The organism is Paenibacillus sp. VCA1, assembly GCF_031583795.1.
Taxonomy (GTDB): Bacteria; Bacillota; Bacilli; order Paenibacillales; family Paenibacillaceae; genus Paenibacillus_AQ; species Paenibacillus_AQ albilobatus.
Genome location: NZ_JAVLSX010000005.1, coordinates 151,935 through 175,575, shown reverse-complemented (window position 1 = coordinate 175,575; position 23,641 = coordinate 151,935). Strand labels below are relative to the sequence as shown.

Below are 23,641 nucleotides of genomic sequence, written 5' to 3'. Positions count from 1 at the left end.
CCTACTTATTGTACCAGCTGTCGTTCATAAAGCACAAAAGTTTTTATCGCTTGCGGGAAAAGAAACCCGGCATTCCAAAAAAGCCGTGCCGGGTCTTATACATTAATATTTGCGCAAAAAGCTTGGAGTCGTGCCGAACAATTCCCCGCTGATCCACCGGTGGCATGCCGAGTGCATGGATTCGATGGATTGGGTCGAGCGGCCCAGCACGCGGAGCATCAGGCCCGGAATCGGCAGCAGGGACATGCCGAAGCTGACCGGGCCCGAGGCCTGCTGCAACTCGTTATACAGCCGGTCGAGAAAATCCTGATCGATTCGGTCATGAACCACCATCATCGACCCCATATGCGTGTAGCCTTCCATGACGCCGATCGCATGCATCGGCTGCTCCACCGGGTTCAATTTGATATGGTCGTATACCGCCAATTCCTCGTCCACATAAATTTCATTGACGAACTGAAGGCAATCGTAGCTGAATTGTTCCCCGTCCGGAGACCAGCCGGGGGTGACGATTTCCGAATATAGCAGCGACGCTCCCTTTTCCATTCGGATCGCCGTTTTTTGCTTGTAGCGCGCGTTTTTGTACCCGATCAACGGGTCCGCGATATATTCAAGGTAGCTTCCCTTTTTAAGGATGATTTCGGTTTCCTGATAAGCCGGACGGTTCGGCGTTTTGTATATTTTCGTGGCCGATTGCGTCGTCAGCGTCAAACGGGCGCCTTCCCGCAATGAAATTTTCATTTGGTAGCGGTCCCCGTCCAAATAGCCGCCGCCCGGATTCAAAATATAGTAGCAGGCCTGCCCGGAATGATCGTGGTACACCGGCCGCATGACCTTGAACGCTCCTTGAAAATAGACGTTTCCGGCAACCGTTTTTCCGCTTCTCTCCTCTGCGTCGAGCCGAAGAATGCCCGTCCAATCGCCCATTCTATTCCAAACCCTTTAAAAACGCGTTTTGCTTGATCCAGTCGATGACCTTGTCCAGACCCTGGTTGTCCTTCAGGTTCGTGAAAACAAACGGCTTGTTCCCGCGGAACACCTTCGTATCCGACTCCATCACTTCCAGGCTGGCGCCGACATACGGCGCCAAATCGGTTTTGTTGATGATGAACAAATCCGATTTGATCATGCCTTGCCCGGCTTTCCGCGGAATTTTCTCGCCTTGCGCCACGTCGATGATGTAAATCGAAAAATCCACCAGCTCGGGGCTGAACGTCGCTGCCAGATTGTCTCCGCCGCTTTCCACGAAAACAAGCTCGACGTCCGGATGCCGCTCCAAAAGCTCGTCGATCGCGGCAAAGTTCATCGAAGCATCCTCGCGGATGGCCGTGTGGGGACAGCCGCCGGTTTCCACGCCGATGATCCGGTCGGCGGGCAAAACGCCGTTGGCCATCAAAAACTTGGCGTCCTCTTTCGTATAAATGTCATTGGTCACGACCGCCATGCTGATTTCGCCGTCGAGATGGCGGGTCAGCTTTTCCACCAGCATCGTTTTTCCTGCACCGACAGGTCCACCGATTCCAATCTTAATAGGTCCCATATTCCACACTTCTTTCTAAAAGGTATTGATGTCAAGACATAAAGATCCGAACATGAATTCGCTCATGCTCCATTTGCGACCGTTCAAGCCCCGGCGACACGATGCCGAAATCGTCCCGGTCCATGCGTCCGACCTTTTCCGCAGCGACGGCGATCTCCTCCTGAAAATGGCGAAGGACCTTCTGTCCGGCCGTCTGCCCCAAAGGAATGGCGCGCACCGCATTTTGTACAAGGCTTGAAACGACCGAATAGAGATAATACGTAACGGTCGTCGGGCCGGACGCTTCCAAATGATAACCCGCCATCGCAAAAACAAGGGCCGGATGGCCGAAGCTCTGTTTGGCGGCGATCCGTTTGCGGTATGCGGATAACGCCGGCTCCGGATACAACGTCGCAACCAGTCCGAGCATCCGTTCACCCATTTTTTGCGTCCCTTCCCTCGTTTCCCGGGGCAAGTTTTGCGCATGCAGCATCCGGTCCAGCTTCCATATGTCATCCAGATTTCCGTTCCGTAACGCTTCATACGCCAGACGCACGGCCAAACCGTCCGCATAAACGAGTTGACCGTGGACGAACGTATGCAGCCATTCGGCGAACGTCGCATGATCGTGCACCCGGTCTTCCTGAATGTAGCTCTCCAATCCGTAGGAATGGCTGAACGCTCCGGTCGGGAAGTTGGAATCGCACAGCTGGAACAAAGCAAGGTTCCGATTATCCATGGCTATGGCCGATATGGCGGAATGCCTGCTTCACTTTCCGTTTTTCCCTCGCATACGGAATGCCAAACTGCGTCAGCAGCTCCTCTACCAGGTAGTCGTACTGCACAAGCATTTCGTCCCCTTCGAATTGGGCCGGCAGGTGCCGGTTGCCGAGTTGGTGCGCGATATTCCCCATTTCCATCAGGGTCCGGGGTCGGATGACCAGCAAATCGTCGGAATGAACGTCCACCACGATCATGTTTTTGTCATCCATGTATAACACGTCCCCGGCCACAAGATCACGCGGTTCCGCGAGCCGGATGCCGAGCTCGTTGCCGTGGTCGGTCGTTACCCGCTGAATCCGTTTGACGAGATCGCTGCTTTCCAAATACACTTTTTCGATATGGCGTTTTCCGATCTCATCCCGGTCCATTTGTTCGATATTCGCAATGACCTTTTCAATAATCAATGATTTCACCTCTAGAATAAGAAATAACGTTGCCCCATCGGCACGTAGTCGACCGGATCGCAGGTGATCCATTCCCCGTTGACCCGAACCTCGTAGGTTTGCGGATCGACCGTAATTTCCGGCGTCTCGCTGTTCAGCTTCATGTCTTTTTTCGTCAACCCGCGAATGCCGCGGACGGGAAGAATCATTTTTTCCAGCCCCAGCTGTTCGTGCACCTTATGGTCAAACGCATGCTGGGAAATGAAGGTAGCCGAGCTCTTGGCAAGCGCCTTGCCGTATTGGGCGAACATCGGGCGGTAAATGACCGGCTGCGGCGTCGGAATCGATGCGTTTGCATCGCCCATCAGACTTTGCACAACCATGCCGTTTTTCAAAATCATCTCAGGCTTGACGCCGAAAAATGCCGGCGACCACACCACGAGATCCGCCATTTTGCCCACTTCGACCGAACCGACGTATTCCGAAATGCCGTGCGTAATCGCCGGGTTGATCGTATATTTGGCCACGTAACGTTTGGCACGGTTGTTGTCGGCGTATTCGCCGTCTCCGGACAGCGAACCCCGTTGTTTTTTCATCTTGTCGGCCGTCTGCCACGTCCGCAAAATCACTTCGCCGATCCGGCCCATCGCCTGCGCATCCGAGCTGACCATGCTGAACACGCCCATGTCCTGCAAAATGTCCTCGGCGGCGATCGTTTCGCGCCGGATCCGGGAATCGGCAAACGCCAAGTCTTCCGGGATGGACGGATTCAAATGGTGGCAAACCATCAGCATGTCCAAATGCTCGTCGATCGTGTTCACCGTATACGGCAGCGTCGGGTTGGTGGATGAAGGAAGCACGTTCATGTAGCTCGCGGATTTGATCAAATCCGGGGCGTGTCCGCCGCCCGCGCCTTCGGTATGGTACATATGGATGACGCGGCCTTTGATGGCAGCCATCGTGTTTTCCATGAAACCGCCTTCGTTCAGCGTGTCGGCATGCACCGCAACCTGCACGTCGTATTTGTCCGCTACGCTAAGCGCATGATCCAGCGCAGATGCGGTCGCTCCCCAGTCCTCATGGACCTTCAAGCCGATCGCGCCTGCCCGCACCTGCTCGGCGAGAGGCTCCTCGGTTGCGGCCTGGCCTTTTCCGGTAAAGCCGATGTTGATCGGCAAGCCTTCGGCCGCCTGCAGCATGCGGTGAATATTCCATTCGCCAGGGGTGACGGTCGTCGCCTTCGAACCCGCCGCAGGACCGGTCCCCCCGCCGATAAGCGTCGTCAAGCCGGAAGACAGCGCCGTTTCGATTTGGCCCGGATTGATGAAGTGAACATGCGTATCGATCCCGCCGGCCGTCACGATCATGCCTTCCCCGGCGATAATTTCCGTGGAGGCGCCGATCACGATATCGACATGGTCCATAATGAGCGGATTGCCCGCTTTGCCGATGCCGGAAATTTTTCCGTCGCGGATCCCGATGTCCGCTTTATAAATGCCTGTGTAGTCCAAAATGACCGCGTTCGTAATGACCACGTCCGGAATACCGTCCCCGCGGGTCACAAGCGGATGCTGGCCCATGCCGTCGCGGATCACTTTGCCTCCGCCGAACACGACCTCGTCGCCGTACGAGGTGTAATCCTTTTCAATTCGGATGAAAATGTCGGTATCGGCGAGGCGGATCGAGTCCCCGGTCGTCGGACCGTACATTTGGGAATATTGGCTTCGTGGCATGCTAAAACTCATTTGCGATCCCCGCTTTCTACGGATCCGTCCGTTTTGTTGTTAAATCCATACACCCGGCGTTCGCCGGCATAGTCGATCAGTTCAACTTCTTTTTCATCCCCCGGCTCAAAACGAACCGCGGCTCCGGCCGGAATGTTCAGGCGCTTCCCGAATCCTGCCTCCCGCTGAAAAACAAGCGCTTCATTGACTTCATAAAAATGAAAATGAGACCCGACCTGCACGGGACGGTCCCCCGTGTTTCTGACGGTCACTTTTGATGCGGTTTTTCCGGCGTTGCAAACGATATCTTCGTTTTTCAAAATGATTTGCCCTGGTATCATCGATTGTCCCTCCATCGGCATTCTCTATCGGATCGGGTTATGTACCGTCACCAGTTTCGTTCCGTCCGGAAACGTCGCTTCGACTTGAATATCGTGGATCATTTCCGGCACGCCTTCCATGACGTCATCCCGGGTCAAAATGGTGGCTCCGAATTCCATCAGCTCCGCAACCGTTTTCCCGTCCCGTGCCCCTTCCAGCACCTCATACGTGATGTAAGCAACCGATTCGGGATGATTCAGCTTAAGCCCTCTTTCCTTTCTGCGCCGGGCCAGATCCGCGGCGACCACGATCAGCAGCTTGTCAATTTCGCGAGGCAATAATTGCATGAACAAGCCCTCCTTTCAAATAGGTATGGATTTTGGAAAAACTCCCTTTGTTTGCGGGCCTCATCTCCTTTCGCAAATTTGAGATTGATCCTCTACGCGTCTTAATATATCATAATTGTTACATATATAACAAGTTATATATGTTTGTTGATTACATATATATCTTTCTATATATGTAAATTCCAAGAATTATTATTCTTGGCTTTCCATTCCGATCTGGAAGGAGGCGAACCCGGCGAATTTTTTTACATACTACCGGAAGGAAGGGAAGATTGATGGAGGAACATGCTCCGAATGAATCAAACGGGAACTTGTTGTTCACTTTAGGGAGCGCAACGTTGAAAGGGATTTCCCAGGTCATTTTTATTGAAAATGCGGTGACGGGGCTTTTGGTTTTGATCGCCATTTTACTGGCTTCGGTTCCCGTCGGCATCATCGCGCTGTTGTCGTCTTTGATCGGCGCATGCATCGGATGGTTTGGAGGAATGGACAAAACGATCGTCCGGCAAGGTTTGATGGGCTTCAACCCCGCCTTGGCCGGCATCGCCATTGCCATCAATTTGACGGGCGGCTACCGCTGGCCGATCGCCCTGGCCGGAGCGGTCATCACCGCTTTCGTGACTGCAGCCATGATGCATTTCATGCGCAATGCGGGCATCCCCGTGTTTACGTTTCCGTACATCGTCGTGAGCTGGTTCGTGCTGCTGGCTTCATACCGGCTCGGTTCGATTCGGCTGAATCCGACGCTCGTTCCGCAGGATCTTTCGAATTGGAAGCTGCATCAGGAAGGGACGTTCAACTGGATCAGCGGGCTTGTGCGGGGCATTGGACAAGTCTATTTTCAAGGCGGATTTTGGTCGGGGGTCATTATTCTGGCAGGGGTCGTGTGGGGCGGCCGCAAAATCGGGCTGTTTACGATCATCGGGTCGGCCATCGCCTGCCTGACCGTTTACGGTTTAAGCGGGGAGATTACGCTGCTGAATGCGGGGCTTTACGGTTACAACGCGGTGCTGACGATTCTGGCGGTCGGGGTTGTATTCGATGCGGGCAGCCGCATGGCGAAGGTAACGGGAATCATTGCGGCCATCGTGTCCGTGCCGGTGACGGCGAGCATCGACAGCTGGCTGCTGCCTTACGGCCTGCCTGCTTTTACCTTCCCTTTCGTGCTGTGCGCCTGGGTGTTTCTGGCGGCAAGAAAGGTCGTCCCGAAAATTTGATGCGCAAAAAACCCCCGTGTAAAGCGGGGGCCAACTCTTATATCAGAAAAAAAGCCCCAAACTTGTTTTGGGGCCATGCTGTAAATTCGGATGTCCCTCCCCTTGGAGCAACGGGAGCCTTTCGCATCATGTCGGCTGCCGGCACCATCCGCTGGTACGATGAAAAACCGTCCGTTTGGCTTCCGTTCCTACGCTGCACTTCCGTATTCAAAGGCAGCCGGATCTCGCCGACATGATCTTTCCGGGCGGCTCCCGGCCAAGGAGATTCGGGCGGCGTTTCACGGTTCGAATGAGCTCCGCGAAACTATGGCGCAAGGGACAGGGACATCACTATATTGTATAAGGCAGCGCCCGAAGACATGACAAACTTTTCGCGTTTTCGAAAGCTATCTTGCCTTTGCCCGCTTCATGAACGTTCCGCGCGAGGGCTCGGTTTTCCGTTCCTCCGGCTCGTCCGTCTTGTTCTGCTCCGGTTTGACCGCAAACAAGGTCAGCAATCCGCCAACCGCCCCCACGACGGCCATAACGCCAAACAACACCCAATGATTCGTCTTCATCAGAAGAGAAACCGCCGGCGGTCCCAAGGAAACGCCGATAAAACGCATACTGCTGTAAAGGGAGGTAATCGTTCCGCGCTGCTTTTGTTCGATGCCTTCAGTTATGAGTGCATCCATGCAGGGCAAAGCGGTCCCGATGCCGGCGCCGCAAAGCGAAAAAAAAGCGACGACGAATATGATTTGGCTGCTGAATCCGGTAATGACGAGACAAACGGTCAACACCGCCATGCCGCAAAACCCGGTCCATTTCATCCGTTTTTTGTGTTTGCCGATCACCTTCCCGGCCACGAAAGACGCAAGGCAGAGCAGCGCCAGCGGAATCGCCAGCACCAGGCCCTTAACGACGCCGTGCAGACCGTATTGGCTTTCGAGCGTTTCGGACAAATAAAAAAGAACGCCGAACAAAATGAACATGCTGATTCCGCCGACGGCAAAAATGGCGTACAGCCATCTTCCTTTTTGCCGCAGAATGGTTTTCGTGTCGCGCAGGAACCGGCTGATCGAATGGTCGCTATCCTCCGTCTTCTTTGGAGGTTTGACGAAAAACGCGACCATTAACAACGAAATGACGCATAAAACCGGAATGCTCAGAAACGGCAAATACCAAATGACGCTTGCCAATAAAGCTCCGAGAATGGGGCTCAGCACCTTGCCGAACGTATTGGAGGTTTCGATGATCCCCAGGCTTTTGCTGACGTCATCCTCCTCCTTGAACATGTCCCCGATGAGCGGCAGAACGATCGGGAACGCCCCGGCAGCACCGATCCCCTGCAAAAAACGGCCGGCAAGAATGATCCAGTACGCGGTGATGCCTCCGGTCATCCACGCCGCGACCCCGCATATTGCACCGCCTACGGCGGCAATGATCAAACTGGGAATAATGACGGCTTTCCGCCCGTATCGGTCCGACAAATAACCGGCGATCGGGATCAAAAGAATCGCAACGATGGCGTATACGGTAATGAGCATGCTGACCTGGAACGGACCGACATGCAGCTGCGCCGATATTTGCGGCAAAATGGGAATCAGCATGGAATTGCCAAGCGTCATGATCAAAGGAATGGATGCCAGCGCCGCCAAATCCCACTTTTTGTCTTCCATGGCAGAACCACCTTTATGTTCGTTAACAACTTGTTTTATTGTGGTTTCTTTTGTCCGGAACTATACAGCAGGAACTTAATGCGCTTCCCTTGTTCCCGATACATTTTGAAAAAAGCCGCAATATCCCGCGCCTTTTGTTAGCGATATCCAAGTAAAAAAGCCGCCTCCCCAGCAATTACGCTGAAGACGGCGGCCAGAAAATCCAGTTCTTCTCCTAAGTTTCCAATGTATATTTTGCCGGATCGATGTCACGGATAAACCGGCTTGGCTCGCCCAAGCTGAACATGCAAAGCTGGTGCATCGCGCGTGTGCAGGCCGTATAAAACAGCTTGCGCTCCGATTCCCGGTCGTATGCGTCCGAAGATGCGTCGTAGATGACCACTGCGTCAAACTCGACGCCCTTGGCCAGGTAAGAGGGAATGACCAGGGTGCCTGTCACGAACGAAGGCGTCGTTTTGGCTATTTTTTTGAGCGGAAGCTCTTCTTTTAAAGATTCGTATACGAATTCGGATTCTTCGGCCGTTTTGCAAATGATCGCCGTATGCTCATAACCCTCGTTTTTTAATTCCTTGATTTTTTGCACGATAAGTTGATGGAGCTCCTCCCGGCCGTTGACCTTCCGCAGCACGGGTTTTTCCCCATGGCGGTTGAACGGCACGATCGATTCGCCACCCGGCATCATGCTGCGCGTGAAATCGACGATTTCATGCGTCGAGCGGTAGCTGCGCGTGAGGGAGATGACCTCGGTATGTTCTTCCCCGTACAGCTTTTTCAAAGATTCAAGACTGCCGCCAAGCACGTCCGTGTGGGCGTATATCCCTTGGTTCAAATCCCCGAGCGCCGTCATGCGTGCGCGCGGAAAAATCCGCTTGACGTATTCAAGCTGGAACGGGGAGTAATCCTGCACTTCGTCGATGAAAACGTGGCGGATGACGTTGTTCACCTGGAAGCCTTTCAAAAGATCCTGCAAATACAGATAAGGCGTCACATCTTCATAAGAAAGCTTGCCTTCGCGGATCGTTAAAACCGTTTGTTTCCCGATCTCGTCCCATTCGTCCGGCAGCTTGCCTTCGCTGACTTCCAAGAACAGTTCTTCGTTCAGGAACAGCTCCTCGTACATCGCCTTCACGTCCACAAACCGCGTTCTTTTGATCCATTTACGCACCGGCTTCAGCCATTCGTTGACCACCATTTTGGCCAACAGGCTGCGCTCGAGCTCGAAGTCGTCGAAGGTTGCGTTTTTGGCTCCTTGCTTCCGCCGCATGCGCGTATAAGCCTTCTGGTATTCATCCGGATCAAGCAGCTGAATTTGTTCGTCCACCCAAGGCTCTTTCCGTTCCTGCTTGGCGAATTGCGCCAGCTCCTTCAGCAGCCAATCCTTGAGCAGTTCAACCCGGTTGGCAAGGCGAACGCCTTGGTCAAAACCGTAAAACTTCTCCTCCATCGCCTGCTCGGAAACGATCAGGCGGCCCTTGAACCGGACCGGCTTGAATTTCATCCCGCGATGCTCCAACCGTTCCTTGTACCGCTGGATTGTTTCGAGAAAATGCGGGGAGGATTTATATGCGATCGAAGCCCGCTTTGCTTGCAGCCACGGCCCTTCCTCGGCTTTCAAGATCGCCTCCATCTGCGAAAATACGTCCTCCAGGTCGAATTCCCTGCCAAGCCGATGCTCCAGATATGCCTGGAATGTCGTCTGCAGCATATTCTCCTCCCCGAGTTCGGGCAGCACGGTCGAGACATAGCTGTTGAACATCGGGTTCGGGGAAAACAGAAGAACCTGATCCGCTTTTAGCGTCTCCCTGTATTTGTACAACAGATAGGCTACCCTTTGGAGCGCCGCCGAGGTTTTCCCGCTGCCGGCAGCCCCCTGCACGACAAGCATCCGGCTTTTGTCGTTGCGGATCACGGCGTTCTGTTCCTTTTGAATCGTCGCCACGATGCTTTTCATTTGGCTGTCCGAGGAGTGGCTGAGCACCTGCTGGAGCAGCTCGTCGCCGATCGTGACGCCGGTATCGAACATGACCTTGATGCGGCCGTCGCGAATGACGAACTGGCGCTTCAGCTCCATTCGGCCGCTGATCTCGCCGCCGGGCGTTTCGTAGGATGCCGGGCCCGGAGCGCCGTCGTAATACAGGCTCGAAACCGGAGCGCGCCAGTCATAAACGAGAAACGTCTCCTGATCGTCGTCGAGGAACGAAGCGATGCCGAGATAGATTTGTTCCGTCCGCGGCTGCCCTTCTTCAGTAAAATCGATGCGTCCGAAATAAGGAGAGTCGACGAGAAGCTTCAGCTTCTTCAGCGTCTCCGATGCCTGCAAATGCGCGCGTTCACGTTCGGATAACACTTGGGATTGCTGCCGCAAGCTGGTGGACGTTTCGCCCAGATCGTCGGAGCTGCTGAAGTTGACCCTGACTTCATCCCAGAAATCTTTCCTGAGCTCGACGACATCGCCCCGAACAGCGCCCACGTCCGCTTCAAGCGCTTTTTTGCGGACGGCGACTTTGCCGGTTACCATGTCTACCCGCCGCTGTTCGTCCTGCCAATCCTGATCGTTCAAATCCATGCCCGTCTTCATCCCCTTTTATATTTGACATTCTCTTTCTAATATGTTATAATATTTAGAGAATCTTTTTGCGTATATACCCTATTAAGGGCCGTATGCTCTATTTTATCAAGATCGATACCGAAAATCAAACGTTTAAGGGGAGCCGTCAGGCTCCCCTTTTTATGATTTAAAAGCATATGTTTCGAAGGGACTGCTTCCTTATACCTTAAAGAAAATTTCCGTCAAGCGCAGTCCGTCTTCTGTGAACGTACATCGATAGACGTTTTCCTTGCGTTCAATCGGTTTAAATCATTCCTAAAGGCAATCTTAAACAAACAACGGCACGATATCGATGCCTTCCGCGGAGATCCGCACCAAACCTTTGTCCGACAGCCGGATTTCCGGAATGACCACCAAAGCGAGCAAAGACAAGGTCATGAAGGCGTTGTTCAGCGGACATCCCGCCTGCAACAGCGCCTGGCTGATCGCTTCGGACCGGCTTGCCACCGTTTCGAACGGCTCATCCGACATGATGCCGCCGACTGCCAAAGGGAACTCCGTCATGCCGTCTTCGGTCAGCATCACGACGCCGCCCTGCATTTCCGCCACCCGGTTGCCCGCTTGAGCCATCAGCTTGTCGTCGTTGCCGATCACGGTCAGGTTATGGCTGTCATGCGCGACGGTCATTGCAATGGCCGCCCGTTTCACAAATCCGATGCCTTTTACGAGGCCGAGGGCATGCCCGCCGCCTTTGCCATGCCGTTCAAATACGGCCATTTTGCAAAGATCCTCGCCTGGATCCGGCAGCGCGATGCCGTTTTTCACGTTTACCTGCACATGGCGCTCAATGGTTTCCACATGATTTTCAACGACTTCGATCGCGCGGGCCGCGGCCTTGCCTTCGGCAACCGGCGCTGCAATGGCAAAATCGTCAGCGGTCAGTTCCCGGTTCAGCTTGACCGTATTGAATGCGGACGCCGGCAGCTCATATCGCTCCCAATCGATGGCCATCCGGCCGTTTTCGGCGACAACCTGCCCGGCGGCGATCGTCATCGTGACGTTTACGTCCGCCAAATTCCCGTCCAGCAGGATGATGTCGGCGTAAGCGCCGGGGATGATCGCTCCGATGTCCCGGGACAAGCCGAACCGTTCCGCCGTGTTGATCGTCGCCATCTGGAAGGCCGTCACCGGCTTCACGCCCTGGGCAATCGCATGGCGGACGACAAAATTCATGTGCCCCTCGTTTTTCAGCGATTCCGAGCTGCGGTCGTCGGTGACCAACATCATCCGGCGCGTGTCCAATCCGCCTTCGGTATGCGCTTTGATCGTGGCCGCTACGTCATGCCAGGCCGATCCTTGGCGCATTTTCGCATACATGCCGAGGCGCACCCGCTCGATCACATCCTCGGCGGTGACGCATTCGTGATCGCCGTTCACCCCGCTGGCCGCGTATACCGGCAGCCGCCAATCGTCGGATCTCCATGTGAAATGCCCGTCGGCCATTTTCCCCGCGGCAAGCGTCGCCTGGATTTCCCCGATCATTTTATCGTCGCCGTACACAACGCCCGGAAAATTCATCACTTCGCCGAGCCCGATCATGTCGTCTCCCCAGCTCAACGCCTCGGCAACCTCTTCCGGTCCGATGAAGGCGCCGGTCGTTTCGAGGCCAGGGTGCGTCGAAGGGACGCAGGACGCGACCTGCATATACGCCGCCAGCGGAGTCGATCTCGCCTCTTCCAGCATAAAACGCAGCCCGTCCAGTCCGAGCACGTTCGATATTTCATGCGCGTCGAAAAATCCGCCGGTCGTTCCGAGCGGCAGCACCGCCCGGGCAAACTCCGTCGCCGTCATCTGCGTGCTTTCGATATGGCAGTGACCGTCAAGCAGACCCGGCGCGGCATATTTCCCTCCCGCGTCGATGATTTTTGTATCCTCGCCGATCGTATGGCTTACGTCCCGGCCCACGTAAACGATCCGGGCGCCTCTTGCCGCAATCGACATGCCCGGCAAAATCTCTCCCGAGATGACGTTCACCAGTCGGACGTTTCGGATGACCAGGCTTGCCTTCAAATCGCCGCGGGCCGCCGCCACCAGTTCCGGCACGCATTCCGCGAAAGGTTGTCTTCCCCATGCTGTCGTGTTCATGTAAACCCTCCATTTCTCTTTACCCAAAACCACTGCTTATATCTCTACTACGGTTCTAATCATCATACATCTCCCCGAAAACAAAAATCAATTCTTTAAAAATCTTAAGATTTTCTTAGTCGGGGCTTAAACAGTCGCGGCTAAGATGGAAATAATGATGTGTATGAAAAAATGCATAAACGAGGTAGGGAGAAATGAAGGTTATCCGAAGGAAAAAAAGAAAACGGCATCTGGTGGCGCTGGCGCTGCTTTTTTTGGCGGCGCTCGCGGTATCCACACTGTCTATCCGGTTTCCGACGTTCAAAATCGACGCCTCCGCAGCGATACTTATGGATGTCAAAACCGGAAAGGTATATTATGAACATAACGCATCGGCGGCGCTGCCGCCGGCCAGCATGTCCAAAATGATGACGGAGCTGCTTGTGCTGAAAAACCTCAAAGAAGGGCGTTATTCCTGGGATGAGCCGGTAACGGCCAGCAAGTATGCCGCAAATGTGACCGGTTCCGAAATCGGGCTTCGTCCCGGCGAAACGCTGACGCTGCGGACGATGTTCGAGGCGATGGCCATTCATTCCGCCAACGACGCCGCCATTGCGCTTGCCGAGCACATCGGCGGAAGCGAGCGGGAATTCGTGAAGCAAATGAATGACATGGCGCGGGAGATCGGGTTATCCCGGCAAACCGTGTTTGCCAATGCGACCGGTTTGTCGTCGCATGATTTGAAGCCTTTCAAATCGGCTTCGTCGGATCGGGAAACGGTCATGACAGCCAAGGACTTGGCATTGCTGACCCGGTATCTCATCGATGCTTACCCGGAAATTTTGGACGTGACCGCCAAAACGGAGCTGCGCATCCCCGAAAAACGGCTGACGCTGCATACGACCAACGCCATGCTGCCCGGCGAGGCTTTTGGGTACAGCGGGAACGACGGCTTTAAAACGGGCTTTACCCAAAGAGCCGGCTACTGCTTTACCGGGACCGCCCAGAGGGACGGCCGTCGTGTTATCGCCGTCGTGATGGGGGCGCCGGATGCCCGCACGCGCTTTGAGGACGCCGCCAAAATGTTCAACTACGCCTTTAAGGACAGCGGCGTTCCCGCCGTCGCAAGATGGTTTGCTTTAAAAGAATAACGATCCGTGAACGATTGCTTGGAGGACTTTTTAAATGAGAAACATATTGGTCGTGGACGACGACAAAGAAATCGCCAATCTTATTTCCATCTATTTGAAAAACGAAGGTTTTCACATCCGCTGCGCCCATGACGGCGAAGAAGCGCTGAAGCTGCTGAACGATCCGGAGCAGTCGTTTGACCTGATCGTGCTCGACATCATGATGCCGAAAATCGACGGACTGGAGGTATGCCGGCAGGTCCGGAACACCGCCTCCGTCGTTCCGATTCTGATGCTCAGCGCCAAAACGGAAGACATGGACAAAATTCTCGGCCTGATGACGGGCGCGGACGATTACATGATCAAGCCTTTTAACCCGCTGGAATTGACGGTACGGGTGAAGACGCTCCTGCGCCGCACCTTCCAGTACAACTCGGAAACCAGAAGCCAGGATGACGGGGTGCTGCGCATTCAGGACGTCGAAATCAACCGGAGCACGCACCGCGTCGTGGCGGACGGCAAGGACATCCAGCTGACCGGGAGGGAATTCGACATTCTGAGCCTGCTCGCTTCCCACCCGGGGCGGGTGTTCAGCGCCGAGGAAATTTTTCAGCGGGTATGGAAGGAAAAATATTATGTATCCAACAATACGGTCATGGTTCATATCAGCAATTTGCGGGACAAGCTGGAAAAGGAGCTTGGCTATAAGCTGATTCAAACCGTGTGGGGAGTAGGTTATAAAATCGATGCGTAGTTTTTCGAACAAACTGCAATGGAAAATCATCCTGCTGTTTTTTTTCAGCCTTGCCTTGACGTTTGCCACGCTTTATGTAATGGTTCAGGTTCTGGATATAATATACCATCGGTATAGGCCCCAGCTGTACCCGCTTGTGCTCCGGATTATCAGCGTGAATCGCTACGTCGGTTTTTCGCTGTGGCAATCGGTTGTCGTTATCTTCCTTTTCATTTTTTACGTCATGCTGCTGAGCTGGGGAACGACACGGAAATTGACCCGGATTATCCGCGGGGTGAAAAAAATGGCCGAGGGCCATTTGGATGAGCGGATTCCGGTGCGCTCGAGCGACGAAATCGGCATGCTTGCGGACCAGATCAACGCGATGGCCGAGCAGCTTCAGCTGTCCCTGGCGGAGGAGCGGATGGCGACGCAGGCGAAAAACGAGCTGATCACCAACGTATCCCATGATTTGCGGACGCCGCTGACTTCCATCATCGGTTATTTGCGGCTTATTGAAGAGGATAAATATAAGGACGAGGTCGAGCTCCGGTATTACGTCAACATCGCCTACGAAAAATCCAAGCGCATGAACCGGCTCGTGAGCGACCTGTTCGATTATACCCGCATGGGTTTCGGCCAAATCGCACTAAACCGGACTTCCATCGATCTCGTGCAGCTGGTCGGCCAGCTGACGGCCGAATTCGCATTGCAGGTCCGAAACCACAAGATGGAAATCGAATGGCATCCTCCGCAGGAGAAGCTGCTTGTCCTCGGAGATGGAGACAAACTGATGCAGGCTTTCGAGAACCTCATCACGAACGCGATCCGCTACGGCAAAGATGGCAAAAAAATCGAAATTCATGCATCGAAAGAAAATAACCACGCCGTCGTAAAGGTCATTAATTTCGGTCCCCCGATTCCCTCCATGGAGCTGCCGTACATTTTCGACCGGTTTTACCGCGTGGAAAAATCCCGTTCGCTGGATACGGGGGGCGCGGGTCTCGGGCTCGCCATCGTCAAAAGCATTGTCGAACTCCACGAAGGAACCATTCTGGCGCTCAGCAATCCGCAGCAGACCGAGTTTATCGTCCGGCTTCCGCTTCAATCCCAATAAACGGCTTCATTTAAAAAGAGGCTTGTCTTGGAGAATCCCTTCTCCTTTGACAGCCTCTTTTTCTTACTGCGAACGATTCTTACGGCAAACGCCCGCTTATTTTTTGAGCCAGGACAACCACAGCGCCTCATCGTCATCCGATTTGTGGTAATGCTCTACAAGCCGGTTCAGCCGTTCCAGCTGGTAGCCGTAATCGTACATGGTCGAAGCGACGATCGACAGGCGCAGCCGGCTTTCCGGCTGTTCCGCGGAATACCGGAGCACATCTTTCACGAATTCCTCGCTCTCCTGCAGCAATTGGCATGTTTCCACGCTGTTGGGCTTCAAATTATCCTCGAACTTGAGCAGCACATGCTCGTGCAGCTTGATCAGCTTCTCCAGCTGATGGTCGAACATCCTGTCCGTTTCCTCCGTTCGTTCGGACTGAAAATAATGCTCTTCCACCGCGTCGAGCACCTCGCGCCCTTTGCGGAGCGTGTTCAGCATTTGCTTGTACACCACAAGATGCCGGTTTTGGCTGAACGAAGCCCGCTTCATCTTCTTCTGCTCTTCTTCCAGCAGCTTGTATTTGTCCGAAAGCGATTTGATGGAATCCTCAAGCGCCCGTTTTTTGTCGCGGAAAATGTTTTCCTTGATTTCGTCGGATATCGCCGTCCGCATCAGCAGCGACATCTGGTCGAACGTCGTCTGGATCGATGCCGTAAACTGCACTTTGGGTTTTGGCGGAAACAGCAAAATGTTGATCAAAAACGCCGACACGATTCCGATCAAACTGAGCGAAAAACGCGTCAACGCAAACTGCCATTGGCCCGACGCCTCCATGACGACGATGACGGTGACGAGGGTCAATCCGATCGTGTCGCCCATTTTCAATTTCAAGCAAATCATGATCACGATAATGCATACGAGTCCTACCGCGATCGGTTCGTTGGAAAATACCAGACCGGCAATCAATGCCAGCACGGCGCCAAGCGTGTTCGTCTGGAGCTGGTCCAGAAAATAACGCCAGGAACGGTAGATGGAAGGCTGCATCGCAAAAATGGCGGCTACACCCGCGATGACCGGCGAGGATAAATGCAGCCACATGCTGATATACAATGCGAGCGTGACGGCGATTCCCGTCTTTAACATTCGCGCTCCGAATGTCACGGCTTCATCTCCTCCTAATTCTAATCCCGTTTGAATGATATATACGATTTCAGGCGGGGCTTTGCTTCAATTTTCCTCTATACGAAATGTTACCCGTTGTCCTTTGTTCTGATGCAGACCGGATCCCCGGCCCCGTTTTCCAAAAAGAAAGTATGTTTTTTCCAAAAAGGCCCATAATACACATTATGAAAGTTTAACCATAACATCAAAGAGGTGACCTGATGAACCATTTCAGAAAAACATTATTGGCAGGGGTCCTATCCTGCATTCTGGCCGGAGTTGGTTTCTCCTTTGGGCATATAGCTGCGGCGGACAATACACCGACGAGCCCATCCGAAGTAAAACCGCCGGCCGAACCCGAACAGCATGACGGAGAGCGTCACAAACGCCCCGGCCACCACGGCCGCAAATTCGTATTGTTCAAAGACGCCGCCACCCTGCTTGACATGACCGAAACGGACCTGAAAAAAGAATGGAAGCAGGGCAAAACGCTTCAGCAAATCGCCAAGGAGAAAAAGAACTGGGATGCCGAAGTATTTGTGCAAAAGCTGACGGACGTTCAAAGCGCGAAAATCGACCAAGCGGTCAAAGCCGGAAAAATGACGGACCAGCAGGCGCAGCAGCTCAAGAAAAAGCTGCCGGGAATGCTGAAACGCTTCACGGAGCATAAATACCAACCGGGCCAGGACCGGAGATTGCCTGCCGCCCATTCCGCCATATAGTCGTTTTGCCGCACAATAAAATCCTAACGGTTTCGTTAGGATTTTTTGTTTTTTAACCCCCGTTCGTCGGTCCCTTGCTTTCCGGCCGTTCCGTCGGCGGGTCTTTATGCGAATTCATGACGGGCACATCGAGAAGATCCAGCAAAAACATAAACACGGGCACGCCGAGAATCAATCCCCATACCCCGAAGAAATGCTCGGAAACGATCAGTACCGCAAACGTATAAAAAATCGGAAGATGCGTTTTGTCGGACATAAACTTCGGATTCATCACATAGGCTTCGAACGCATGTAAAACGGCCACCATCAGCAGCACGTAAATGACCTTCGGGATGCCTCCAAGGCTGAAGGCAATCGCGCATAGCGGAATCAGCGATACGATAACCCCCATGACCGGGATCAACCCGAGCAGGAAAATCATGATGGCCAGCGCGAACAGGTTCGGAAAGCCCATGATCCATAGAAACAGCGTCGAAAATACCGCATTGATCACGGAGATGAGGAATTGCACTTCGATGACTTTGCCGAAAGAATCCGTAAACTTTTTGCCGAAATAAGCCAGCTCCTCGTAAACATAGGATAACTTGCTCGTTCTGAATTTTCCCGTGAAATTCGTCACTTTCTCTTTTTCCAGCATAAAAAACAGGCTCATAATGATGGCGAGCGCCAAATTCAAGCTGAATTTCCCGACGTTCGAGATCGTGCTGGAGACGATGTCAAACCCTTGCTTGATATAAGCGGCAAAGTCGATTTTGTGGATGTAATCCAAAATGTAGTCCATCACCATGTTGTTGGTTAACACCAAAGGGTTGCTGTAAAAATAAATGACCTGGTTAATGAGGCCGTTCAGCTCCGAAATGAGCTTGGGCGCGTACAGGTAGGCTCCGATCGACAGTGCGGCCACAAACAGCACGTAGATCAGAATAAGCGCGATTTTTTTGCTGATTCCCATCCGGTTCGTCAGCCTGCGGGTGATGGAAGAATGCACCCGGTTGACGAGATACGTCAGAATAAAGGTAATCAGGATGAGATTCATCATGCTCCTGAACAGATACAGAAACACGATGAGCAAAACGAGTACCACGCCTCTTTTGACGGCGGGAAGCTGCAACACTTCTTTGAATGACGTCATTGCTTTGCAATCAGTCTCCTTTAATCTACAGAGTTTCTCTCCATGTCTTTTTATAAAAATGCTCTATGTCACCATATTACGCGAGGCCCGGCTTGCCATGCAAGTTTTACGCGCGCCGCCAATGCTTTTCGAACAAGGCGATGGAAAACATGAGCCAGGAAGCGCTCGCCAAATACCCTCCAAGCACGTCGCTCGGGTAATGAACCCCCAAATAAATCCGGCTTATCCCGATCATCAGCGTAAGCGCGACCCCGACTACGATCATCGCGATTTTTCCGGCAAATGCGGGGATATGCCTCCACAACAAAAAGGCGAAGGCGCCGTAAAGCGAAAACGCCCCCATCGAATGGCCGCTCGGAAAGCTGTATCCGGAGATTTCGATCAGCCGGTGCATATTCGGCCTGGCGCGCTGAACGAGATTTTTCAGCAGCACGTTCCAAAATTCGGAGCCGCCTACGGCAACCACGAACATCAGCAGTTCCCGCCGGTGCTTGAGCACAATCATCAGGAACAAAAAAGCCGCCACGGAAAGAATAACCGCCATTAACGAAGAACCTAAAAGGGTGAAAAATTTCATGACGGAAGTCAGACGGTCGTTCTCCATCCCCTGCACGGCGGCAATGACGGCGTCGTCAAACGGCGCGATGCGGCCGGTAACGATCAGGAGCGTTACGGCAATAAATAAAACGCCGAAAACAAGGCCGGCGATAAGCGCTATTTTAATCGGTCCGCGGCGCGATTCCATGACAAAACATCCTCCCAACTTTTGGATAAGCCTCTACAGTCTTTTCCTATTATCCATAAACCCGATGCTTTTGTCACGCGCTCGGCAGAACGTCCCCTGTTCCTGTTGTTTTTCCCGATGCTTGGGATGCCCGAAAGATAGAAAACGAGCAGCGGCTGTTTGCCGCTGCTCGCGTCTACGGGTCAAGTCCGGTATGTAACGAGACCCCCTGCAGGAAGGATTAGAATCCTTTGTATTGCGGTTCTTCGTTTTCCAGCTGCTGCACTCTGCTTTCTACCTGCTGCACGATTTGCTGGGTTTGCTGAGCGGCATTGGTGAACAGGTTTTTGGCTTCCTGGTTTTGCGTGCTGAGCGCAAACGTCTCCAAGCTGGCTTGCGCGCTTTTCAGAGAAGCGAGAGTCGTTTTCACTTGGGAAGAAACTGTCATGTCGGTCTCACCTCCTTTGCAGAATGAGTACGAATCATAATCTAACCTGCATGGATTGAAAAAATTCATAAAATGGGGGAGCGATGCAAATAATTTGGTTATTCAGACTGAAATGGGGGTTATGCTATGCCGGAATGGGTCGAGGTCATTATCCGCACCCTGGCATCCATCGTTGTATTGTTTGGTTTGACCAAGCTCCTTGGCAAAAGACAAATTTCCCAGCTCTCCTTCTTCGAATATATAACCGGGATTACGATCGGGGATCTGGCGGCGGCGATTTCGCTTAATGTCAAGGAAGCCTGGTATTTGGGAGTCATCTCTTTGACCGTATGGGTGCTTGTATCGCTGGGCATCGAGTTTTTGCAGCTGAAAAGTAAAAAAGCCCGCGATTTCCTCGACAGCAAAAGCACCGTCCTGATCAAGGACGGCAAGGTTATGGACGACAACCTGAAAAAAGAGCGTCTGACCAACGAGGAGCTCATGCAGCTGCTGCGGAGCAAAAATGCCTTCAAAGCGGCCGAAGTGGAATTTGCCGTCATGGAGCCCAACGGTGAAATCAACGTCCTGCTCAAAAAAGAAAACCAGCCTCTTACGCCGACGCATCTGGGCATCAAGGTCGGTCCCGAATCCGAGCCGCAAGCCGTCATCCTCGACGGGAAGATCATGGATGAGCCGCTGGCTACGCGGGGACTCAACCGGAGATGGATCCATGCGGAGCTGGAAAAACTGGGGGTTTCCCTGGACAACGTATTTTTAGGGCAAGTGGACGCTTACGGGCAGCTGTACGTCGATTTGTACGACGACCAGATCAAGGTACCCCAGCCGCAGCAAAAAGCGATGTTGTTCGCCGAATTGAAAAAATGCCAGGCGGATCTTGAAATGTTCGGATTGTCCACGGACAGGCTGGACGCCAAAACGCTATATGGGCAATGCGCCACCCGGCTCGATCAGGTGATCGACGACGTCAAGCCGTTATTAACGCGTTAGGAGGACAATGATATGGTCAGCAAAAAGAAAAAAAAGCTCACCCCTGTCATGCAGGAATACCAGGAGCTTGCCAAAAAACGCGAGCCGAGCAAATTCGCCTTCAACAAACTGTGCAGGGCATTTCTCGTCGGCGGCATCATTTGCCTGCTAGGGCAATGCATTCAGCAGCTGTTTGTCCGTTTCGGCGGTTTCACCATAAAGGAAGCCGGCAGCCCTACGGTTGGCGTGCTGGTTCTGATCTCCGTCATCCTGACAAGCCTCGGCGTATACGACAAAATCGCCCAATGGGCGGGAGCGGGCACCGCCGTGCCGGTCACCGGCTTTGCCAACGCCATGGCATCGGCGGCGATCGAATACCGCCGGGACGGCGTCGTGATCGGGCTGGGCGGCAGCATTTTCAAGGTAGCCGGGCCGGTCATCGTTTTCGGCACCCTTGCGGCGTTTGCCGTCGGCATCGCCTACGTCATATTCGATCCCAAAATAGTAGGAGGTTGAACCGCTATGCTGAAAGGCCATCAAAGCTGGCTGTTTGAAAACAAGCCTTCCATCCTTTCCACCGCAACGACGGTCGGCCCGTTCGAGGGACAAGGACCGCTGGCAGAAGACTTCGATATCGTTCACGGCGAGCTTTACCTCGGACAAGACAGCTGGGAGAAAGCCGAGCGGGCTTTCCTCGAGGAAGCGGCCAAAATGGCGATCCAGCATGCCGGATTGACCGAAGGGCAAATTCAGTTCCATTTCGGCGGCGACCTCATGAACCAGATCGTGTCGAGCAGCTTTGCCGCAAGAACGCTGGCCATTCCATACGTCGGCATGTTCGGGGCGTGCTCCACCTCGATGGAAACCCTTGCGCTCGCCGCGTACGTCGTCAATTCCGGCGGCGCGAAACATGCGCTTGCCGCCACCTGCAGCCATAACGCCAGCGTCGAAAAACAGTTCAGGTACCCGACCGAATACGGGTCGCAAAAGCCGCCGACGGCCCAATTTACCGTCACCGGGGCCGGGGCAGCCGTTATCGGGCAGGACGGGAGCGGCCCGTACGTCACCTCCGCGACGATCGGCCGGGTCGTCGACATGGGGATCACCGATCCCTTTAATATGGGAGCGGCCATGGCGCCGGCGGCGGTCGATACGATCGAAGCCCATTTCCGCGATTTGCAGATCGAACCCGGGTATTACGACCTGATCGTGACCGGAGACCTCTCGAAGGTCGGGTATCAAATCGCCTCCGATCTGTTCAAAAAACATAACATTCCCATGCAGCAGACCACGTACTCGGACTGCGGCATGATGATCTACGATTACGAAAAGCAAAACGTGCAGGCGGGTGCGAGCGGCTGCGCCTGCTCTGCGGTCGTAACCTACGGCCATCTGCTGAACCGGATGCGCCGCGGCGAATTGAACCGGATTTTGGTCGTCGCCACCGGCGCTCTCCTGTCCCCGCTGACCTATCAGCAGAACGAATCGATCCCTTGCATCGCCCACGCGGTGTCCATCGAACGGGAGAAATAAACGTCCGGAAAACATGGCTGTTTCCGTCGCTTTTGGCGAAAAACGGCCATGTTTTTTGCCGTTTCTTAAAACTGCATTAAAATTTTTTCTTCACAATTTATTTCTTCTTAAGGATAAATGGTCCCGAATCTGGTAAAGTGATACGCATAAGTGTTATTGTTATATCAAAGGAGGAGTTAGATTTAATGTCAGAAAAAGAAAAAGACACATTGAATGAAGAAAACCTCAAACCTGAAGAGCAATCGGGGGTAAACCAAGGGCAGGACGCGCAGCCTTCGGACAAGCCTGCCGCGGAAAAACCGGCTCCTGTAAAGACAGAAAAGGCAGCTCCGGCTTCCGCCAAATCGCCTGCCGCGCCAAAAGCCGGCTCCGTGCCGCCGACACCGTCTCCTGCCGCCGGCAGCAAATTGTGGATGGTCGTTTCCTTAGTGCTGGCGATCGTTTTGGTCGTCGTGCTGATCAAACCTCCATTCGCCAAAGGCGTAAGCAGCGAAGCGGTCGCAACGGTCAACGGCGAAAAAATTACGAAGGACAAGCTGTACGGCGCCTTGGTGAAGGTCGGCGGCACGCAAACGCTGGACACCCTGATTTCCGAAACGCTTCTGAACCAGGAGCTTTCCAAAAAAGGCCTCAAGGTTACCCAAGCCGACATCGATAAAGAAAAAGCGTTCATCAAAAAGCAATACGGCGACGAAGAAACCTTCCAATCCGCGCTTGCCCAAAGCGGCATGAGCGAAGAAGACTTCAACGATCAGATGGAGATGCAGGCGAAGCTGCGCAAGCTGCTCGAGCCTGAAGTGAAGGTCACCGACGAAGACGTAAAAAAATATTTCGAGGAAAACAAAGCTTCCTTCGATACGCCTGAAGAAGTGAAAGCTTCCCATATCCTTGTAGCCACCAAGGAAGAAGCCGAAGACATTCTGAAGCAGCTGAAAAACGGCGCGGATTTCGCGAAGCTGGCCAAGGAAAAATCGACGGATCCGGGCTCCAAGGACCAAGGCGGCGATCTCGGGTACTTCCCGCGCGGCAAAATGTACAAAGAATTCGAGGATGCCGCGTTTAAGCTGAAGGACGGCGAACTGAGCGGCGTCGTCAAGACGCAAGCCGGTTACCATATCATTAAGAAAACGGGCTACAAAGCGGCTCATACCGCTACGTTGGATGAGAAAAAAGCGGACATCAAGGAGCAGCTGATCTTCCAGCAGCTCATGCAGAAAGCGCCGACTTGGCTTGCCGACATCAAAGCCAAAGCGAAAATTACGAACAGCCTGGAAAAAGCGGCAGCTTCCAGCAAAGAGGAAAGCAAATAATCGGTACATCAAAAAGGATACGCCAGGCGGCGTATCCTTTTTTTTGCATTCAG

Annotated in this window: 23 protein-coding genes; 9 read left to right on the top strand and 14 right to left on the bottom strand. The window is 53.5% G+C overall.

Translation table 11 applies throughout. The features are described 5' to 3' along the window. Window positions 1–102 precede the first annotated feature (102 nt). Genes RJP21_RS12625 through RJP21_RS12595 form a run of 7 tightly spaced genes read right to left on the bottom strand, consistent with a single transcriptional unit; the run spans window position 103 to window position 5,077 of the window. The gene (locus RJP21_RS12625) at window positions 103–927 is read right to left on the bottom strand and encodes an urease accessory protein UreD (protein WP_310859600.1); all 825 of its coding nucleotides are present in this window, start codon (window positions 925–927) and stop codon (window positions 103–105) included. A gap of 1 nt (window position 928) precedes the next feature. Next, window positions 929–1,540 (bottom strand): urease accessory protein UreG, encoded by a 612-nt coding sequence (gene ureG / locus RJP21_RS12620; protein ID WP_160039938.1) that lies wholly within the window; start codon window positions 1,538–1,540, stop codon window positions 929–931. Window positions 1,541–1,571: 31 nt separating this feature from the next. Then, the gene (locus tag RJP21_RS12615; RefSeq protein WP_310859599.1) at window positions 1,572–2,258 is read right to left on the bottom strand and encodes an urease accessory protein UreF; all 687 of its coding nucleotides are present in this window, start codon (window positions 2,256–2,258) and stop codon (window positions 1,572–1,574) included. Beyond that, a complete protein-coding gene (gene ureE / locus RJP21_RS12610; protein ID WP_310859598.1) occupies window positions 2,251–2,706 on the bottom strand; it encodes an urease accessory protein UreE in 456 nt (151 codons plus the stop codon). Before ureE ends, RJP21_RS12615 begins: the two co-directional genes overlap by 8 nt. Window positions 2,707–2,717: 11 nt before the next feature. Then, the gene (gene ureC / locus RJP21_RS12605; protein ID WP_310859597.1) at window positions 2,718–4,430 is read right to left on the bottom strand and encodes an urease subunit alpha; all 1,713 of its coding nucleotides are present in this window, start codon (window positions 4,428–4,430) and stop codon (window positions 2,718–2,720) included. Continuing rightward, entirely contained in the window at window positions 4,427–4,750 is a 324-nt protein-coding gene (locus tag RJP21_RS12600; RefSeq protein ID WP_160039946.1) for an urease subunit beta, read from the bottom strand. The genes ureC and RJP21_RS12600 overlap by 4 nt, the downstream gene beginning before the upstream one ends. 24 nt (window positions 4,751–4,774) lie before the next feature. Then, window positions 4,775–5,077: an urease subunit gamma gene (locus RJP21_RS12595; RefSeq protein ID WP_310859596.1), complete on the bottom strand. Its 303-nt coding sequence runs from the start codon at window positions 5,075–5,077 to the stop codon at window positions 4,775–4,777. Window positions 5,078–5,352: 275 nt separating this feature from the next. Here RJP21_RS12595 and RJP21_RS12590 point away from each other — a divergent pair, with 275 nt between their 5' ends. Further along, on the top strand, window positions 5,353–6,294 hold the full coding sequence (locus RJP21_RS12590; protein WP_310859595.1) for an urea transporter: 942 nt from the start codon (window positions 5,353–5,355) through the stop codon (window positions 6,292–6,294). A gap of 386 nt (window positions 6,295–6,680) precedes the next feature. Here RJP21_RS12590 and bcbE read toward each other — a convergent pair whose 3' ends face one another. From bcbE to RJP21_RS12575, 3 genes are all read right to left on the bottom strand, one after another. Then, complete coding sequence (bcbE, locus tag RJP21_RS12585) at window positions 6,681–7,952, bottom strand: bacillibactin exporter BcbE (RefSeq protein ID WP_310859594.1); 1,272 nt, start codon at window positions 7,950–7,952, stop codon at window positions 6,681–6,683. 214 nt (window positions 7,953–8,166) lie between these two features. Then, on the bottom strand, window positions 8,167–10,518 hold the full coding sequence (helD, locus tag RJP21_RS12580) for an RNA polymerase recycling motor HelD (protein WP_310859593.1): 2,352 nt from the start codon (window positions 10,516–10,518) through the stop codon (window positions 8,167–8,169). A 309-nt stretch (window positions 10,519–10,827) separates the two neighbouring features. Beyond that, entirely contained in the window at window positions 10,828–12,645 is a 1,818-nt protein-coding gene (locus RJP21_RS12575) for an adenine deaminase (protein WP_310859592.1), read from the bottom strand. Window positions 12,646–12,839: 194 nt separating this feature from the next. On the opposite strand from RJP21_RS12575, the gene RJP21_RS12570 reads away from it, so the two are divergent. From RJP21_RS12570 to RJP21_RS12560, 3 genes are read left to right on the top strand one after another with little or no spacing between them, the layout of a single operon-like run. Next, the gene (locus tag RJP21_RS12570) at window positions 12,840–13,775 is read left to right on the top strand and encodes a D-alanyl-D-alanine carboxypeptidase family protein (RefSeq protein WP_310859591.1); all 936 of its coding nucleotides are present in this window, start codon (window positions 12,840–12,842) and stop codon (window positions 13,773–13,775) included. A 34-nt stretch (window positions 13,776–13,809) separates the two neighbouring features. Then, window positions 13,810–14,508, top strand: coding sequence for a response regulator transcription factor (locus tag RJP21_RS12565; RefSeq protein ID WP_160039960.1), 699 nt, complete (start codon window positions 13,810–13,812; stop codon window positions 14,506–14,508). Next, window positions 14,501–15,604, top strand: a complete 1,104-nt coding sequence (locus RJP21_RS12560; protein ID WP_310859590.1) for a sensor histidine kinase — start codon at window positions 14,501–14,503, stop codon at window positions 15,602–15,604. Before RJP21_RS12565 ends, RJP21_RS12560 begins: the two co-directional genes overlap by 8 nt. Before the next feature lie 96 nt (window positions 15,605–15,700). On the opposite strand, the gene RJP21_RS12555 is transcribed toward RJP21_RS12560, so the two are convergent. Continuing rightward, the gene (locus RJP21_RS12555; RefSeq protein WP_310859589.1) at window positions 15,701–16,753 is read right to left on the bottom strand and encodes an aromatic acid exporter family protein; all 1,053 of its coding nucleotides are present in this window, start codon (window positions 16,751–16,753) and stop codon (window positions 15,701–15,703) included. A 221-nt stretch (window positions 16,754–16,974) separates the two neighbouring features. Between RJP21_RS12555 and RJP21_RS12550 the strand changes: the two genes are divergently transcribed. Then, a complete protein-coding gene (locus RJP21_RS12550; protein ID WP_310859588.1) occupies window positions 16,975–17,475 on the top strand; it encodes a hypothetical protein in 501 nt (166 codons plus the stop codon). Between the two features lie 52 nt (window positions 17,476–17,527). Here RJP21_RS12550 and RJP21_RS12545 read toward each other — a convergent pair whose 3' ends face one another. From RJP21_RS12545 to RJP21_RS12535, 3 genes are all read right to left on the bottom strand, one after another. Then, window positions 17,528–18,607, bottom strand: a complete 1,080-nt coding sequence (locus RJP21_RS12545; protein WP_310859587.1) for an AI-2E family transporter — start codon at window positions 18,605–18,607, stop codon at window positions 17,528–17,530. A 106-nt stretch (window positions 18,608–18,713) separates the two neighbouring features. Then, a complete protein-coding gene (locus tag RJP21_RS12540; protein ID WP_310859586.1) occupies window positions 18,714–19,352 on the bottom strand; it encodes a phosphatase PAP2 family protein in 639 nt (212 codons plus the stop codon). A 220-nt stretch (window positions 19,353–19,572) separates the two neighbouring features. Next, on the bottom strand, window positions 19,573–19,779 hold the full coding sequence (locus RJP21_RS12535; protein WP_127599620.1) for a DUF1657 domain-containing protein: 207 nt from the start codon (window positions 19,777–19,779) through the stop codon (window positions 19,573–19,575). A gap of 126 nt (window positions 19,780–19,905) precedes the next feature. On the opposite strand from RJP21_RS12535, the gene RJP21_RS12530 reads away from it, so the two are divergent. The 4 genes from RJP21_RS12530 to RJP21_RS12515 all read left to right on the top strand — a co-directional run bounded on the left by RJP21_RS12530 (window position 19,906) and on the right by RJP21_RS12515 (window position 23,588). Then, the gene (locus tag RJP21_RS12530; RefSeq protein WP_310859585.1) at window positions 19,906–20,766 is read left to right on the top strand and encodes a DUF421 domain-containing protein; all 861 of its coding nucleotides are present in this window, start codon (window positions 19,906–19,908) and stop codon (window positions 20,764–20,766) included. A 12-nt stretch (window positions 20,767–20,778) separates the two neighbouring features. Next, window positions 20,779–21,261: a stage V sporulation protein AC gene (gene spoVAC / locus RJP21_RS12525; RefSeq protein WP_310859584.1), complete on the top strand. Its 483-nt coding sequence runs from the start codon at window positions 20,779–20,781 to the stop codon at window positions 21,259–21,261. Between the two features lie 6 nt (window positions 21,262–21,267). Then, window positions 21,268–22,278 carry a stage V sporulation protein AD gene (gene spoVAD / locus RJP21_RS12520; protein WP_310859583.1) on the top strand — a complete coding sequence of 337 codons (1,011 nt, stop codon included), beginning with the start codon at window positions 21,268–21,270 and terminating at the stop codon, window positions 22,276–22,278. A 185-nt stretch (window positions 22,279–22,463) separates the two neighbouring features. Beyond that, window positions 22,464–23,588: a peptidylprolyl isomerase gene (locus tag RJP21_RS12515; RefSeq protein ID WP_310859582.1), complete on the top strand. Its 1,125-nt coding sequence runs from the start codon at window positions 22,464–22,466 to the stop codon at window positions 23,586–23,588. Window positions 23,589–23,641: the final 53 nt, after the last annotated feature.

Excerpts from the sequence above, each read along its gene's own strand:
- spoVAC (WP_310859584.1), top strand. The coding sequence starts at position 20,779 with ATGGTCAGCAAAAAGAAAAAAAAGCTCACCCCTGTCATGCAGGAATAC.
- ureG (WP_160039938.1), bottom strand. The coding sequence starts at position 1,540 with ATGGGACCTATTAAGATTGGAATCGGTGGACCTGTCGGTGCAGGAAAA.
- RJP21_RS12515 (WP_310859582.1), top strand. The coding sequence starts at position 22,464 with ATGTCAGAAAAAGAAAAAGACACATTGAATGAAGAAAACCTCAAACCT.
- RJP21_RS12565 (WP_160039960.1), top strand. The coding sequence starts at position 13,810 with ATGAGAAACATATTGGTCGTGGACGACGACAAAGAAATCGCCAATCTT.
- RJP21_RS12540 (WP_310859586.1), bottom strand. The coding sequence starts at position 19,352 with ATGGAATCGCGCCGCGGACCGATTAAAATAGCGCTTATCGCCGGCCTT.
- RJP21_RS12545 (WP_310859587.1), bottom strand. The coding sequence starts at position 18,607 with ATGACGTCATTCAAAGAAGTGTTGCAGCTTCCCGCCGTCAAAAGAGGC.
- RJP21_RS12625 (WP_310859600.1), bottom strand. The coding sequence starts at position 927 with ATGGGCGATTGGACGGGCATTCTTCGGCTCGACGCAGAGGAGAGAAGC.
- RJP21_RS12590 (WP_310859595.1), top strand. The coding sequence starts at position 5,353 with ATGGAGGAACATGCTCCGAATGAATCAAACGGGAACTTGTTGTTCACT.
- RJP21_RS12535 (WP_127599620.1), bottom strand. The coding sequence starts at position 19,779 with ATGACAGTTTCTTCCCAAGTGAAAACGACTCTCGCTTCTCTGAAAAGC.
- ureC (WP_310859597.1), bottom strand. The coding sequence starts at position 4,430 with ATGAGTTTTAGCATGCCACGAAGCCAATATTCCCAAATGTACGGTCCG.
- RJP21_RS12570 (WP_310859591.1), top strand. The coding sequence starts at position 12,840 with ATGAAGGTTATCCGAAGGAAAAAAAGAAAACGGCATCTGGTGGCGCTG.
- RJP21_RS12600 (WP_160039946.1), bottom strand. The coding sequence starts at position 4,750 with ATGATACCAGGGCAAATCATTTTGAAAAACGAAGATATCGTTTGCAAC.
- RJP21_RS12560 (WP_310859590.1), top strand. The coding sequence starts at position 14,501 with ATGCGTAGTTTTTCGAACAAACTGCAATGGAAAATCATCCTGCTGTTT.
- RJP21_RS12575 (WP_310859592.1), bottom strand. The coding sequence starts at position 12,645 with ATGAACACGACAGCATGGGGAAGACAACCTTTCGCGGAATGCGTGCCG.
- bcbE (WP_310859594.1), bottom strand. The coding sequence starts at position 7,952 with ATGGAAGACAAAAAGTGGGATTTGGCGGCGCTGGCATCCATTCCTTTG.
- RJP21_RS12595 (WP_310859596.1), bottom strand. The coding sequence starts at position 5,077 with ATGCAATTATTGCCTCGCGAAATTGACAAGCTGCTGATCGTGGTCGCC.
- spoVAD (WP_310859583.1), top strand. The coding sequence starts at position 21,268 with ATGCTGAAAGGCCATCAAAGCTGGCTGTTTGAAAACAAGCCTTCCATC.
- RJP21_RS12530 (WP_310859585.1), top strand. The coding sequence starts at position 19,906 with ATGCCGGAATGGGTCGAGGTCATTATCCGCACCCTGGCATCCATCGTT.
- helD (WP_310859593.1), bottom strand. The coding sequence starts at position 10,518 with ATGGATTTGAACGATCAGGATTGGCAGGACGAACAGCGGCGGGTAGAC.
- RJP21_RS12550 (WP_310859588.1), top strand. The coding sequence starts at position 16,975 with ATGAACCATTTCAGAAAAACATTATTGGCAGGGGTCCTATCCTGCATT.
- RJP21_RS12615 (WP_310859599.1), bottom strand. The coding sequence starts at position 2,258 with ATGGATAATCGGAACCTTGCTTTGTTCCAGCTGTGCGATTCCAACTTC.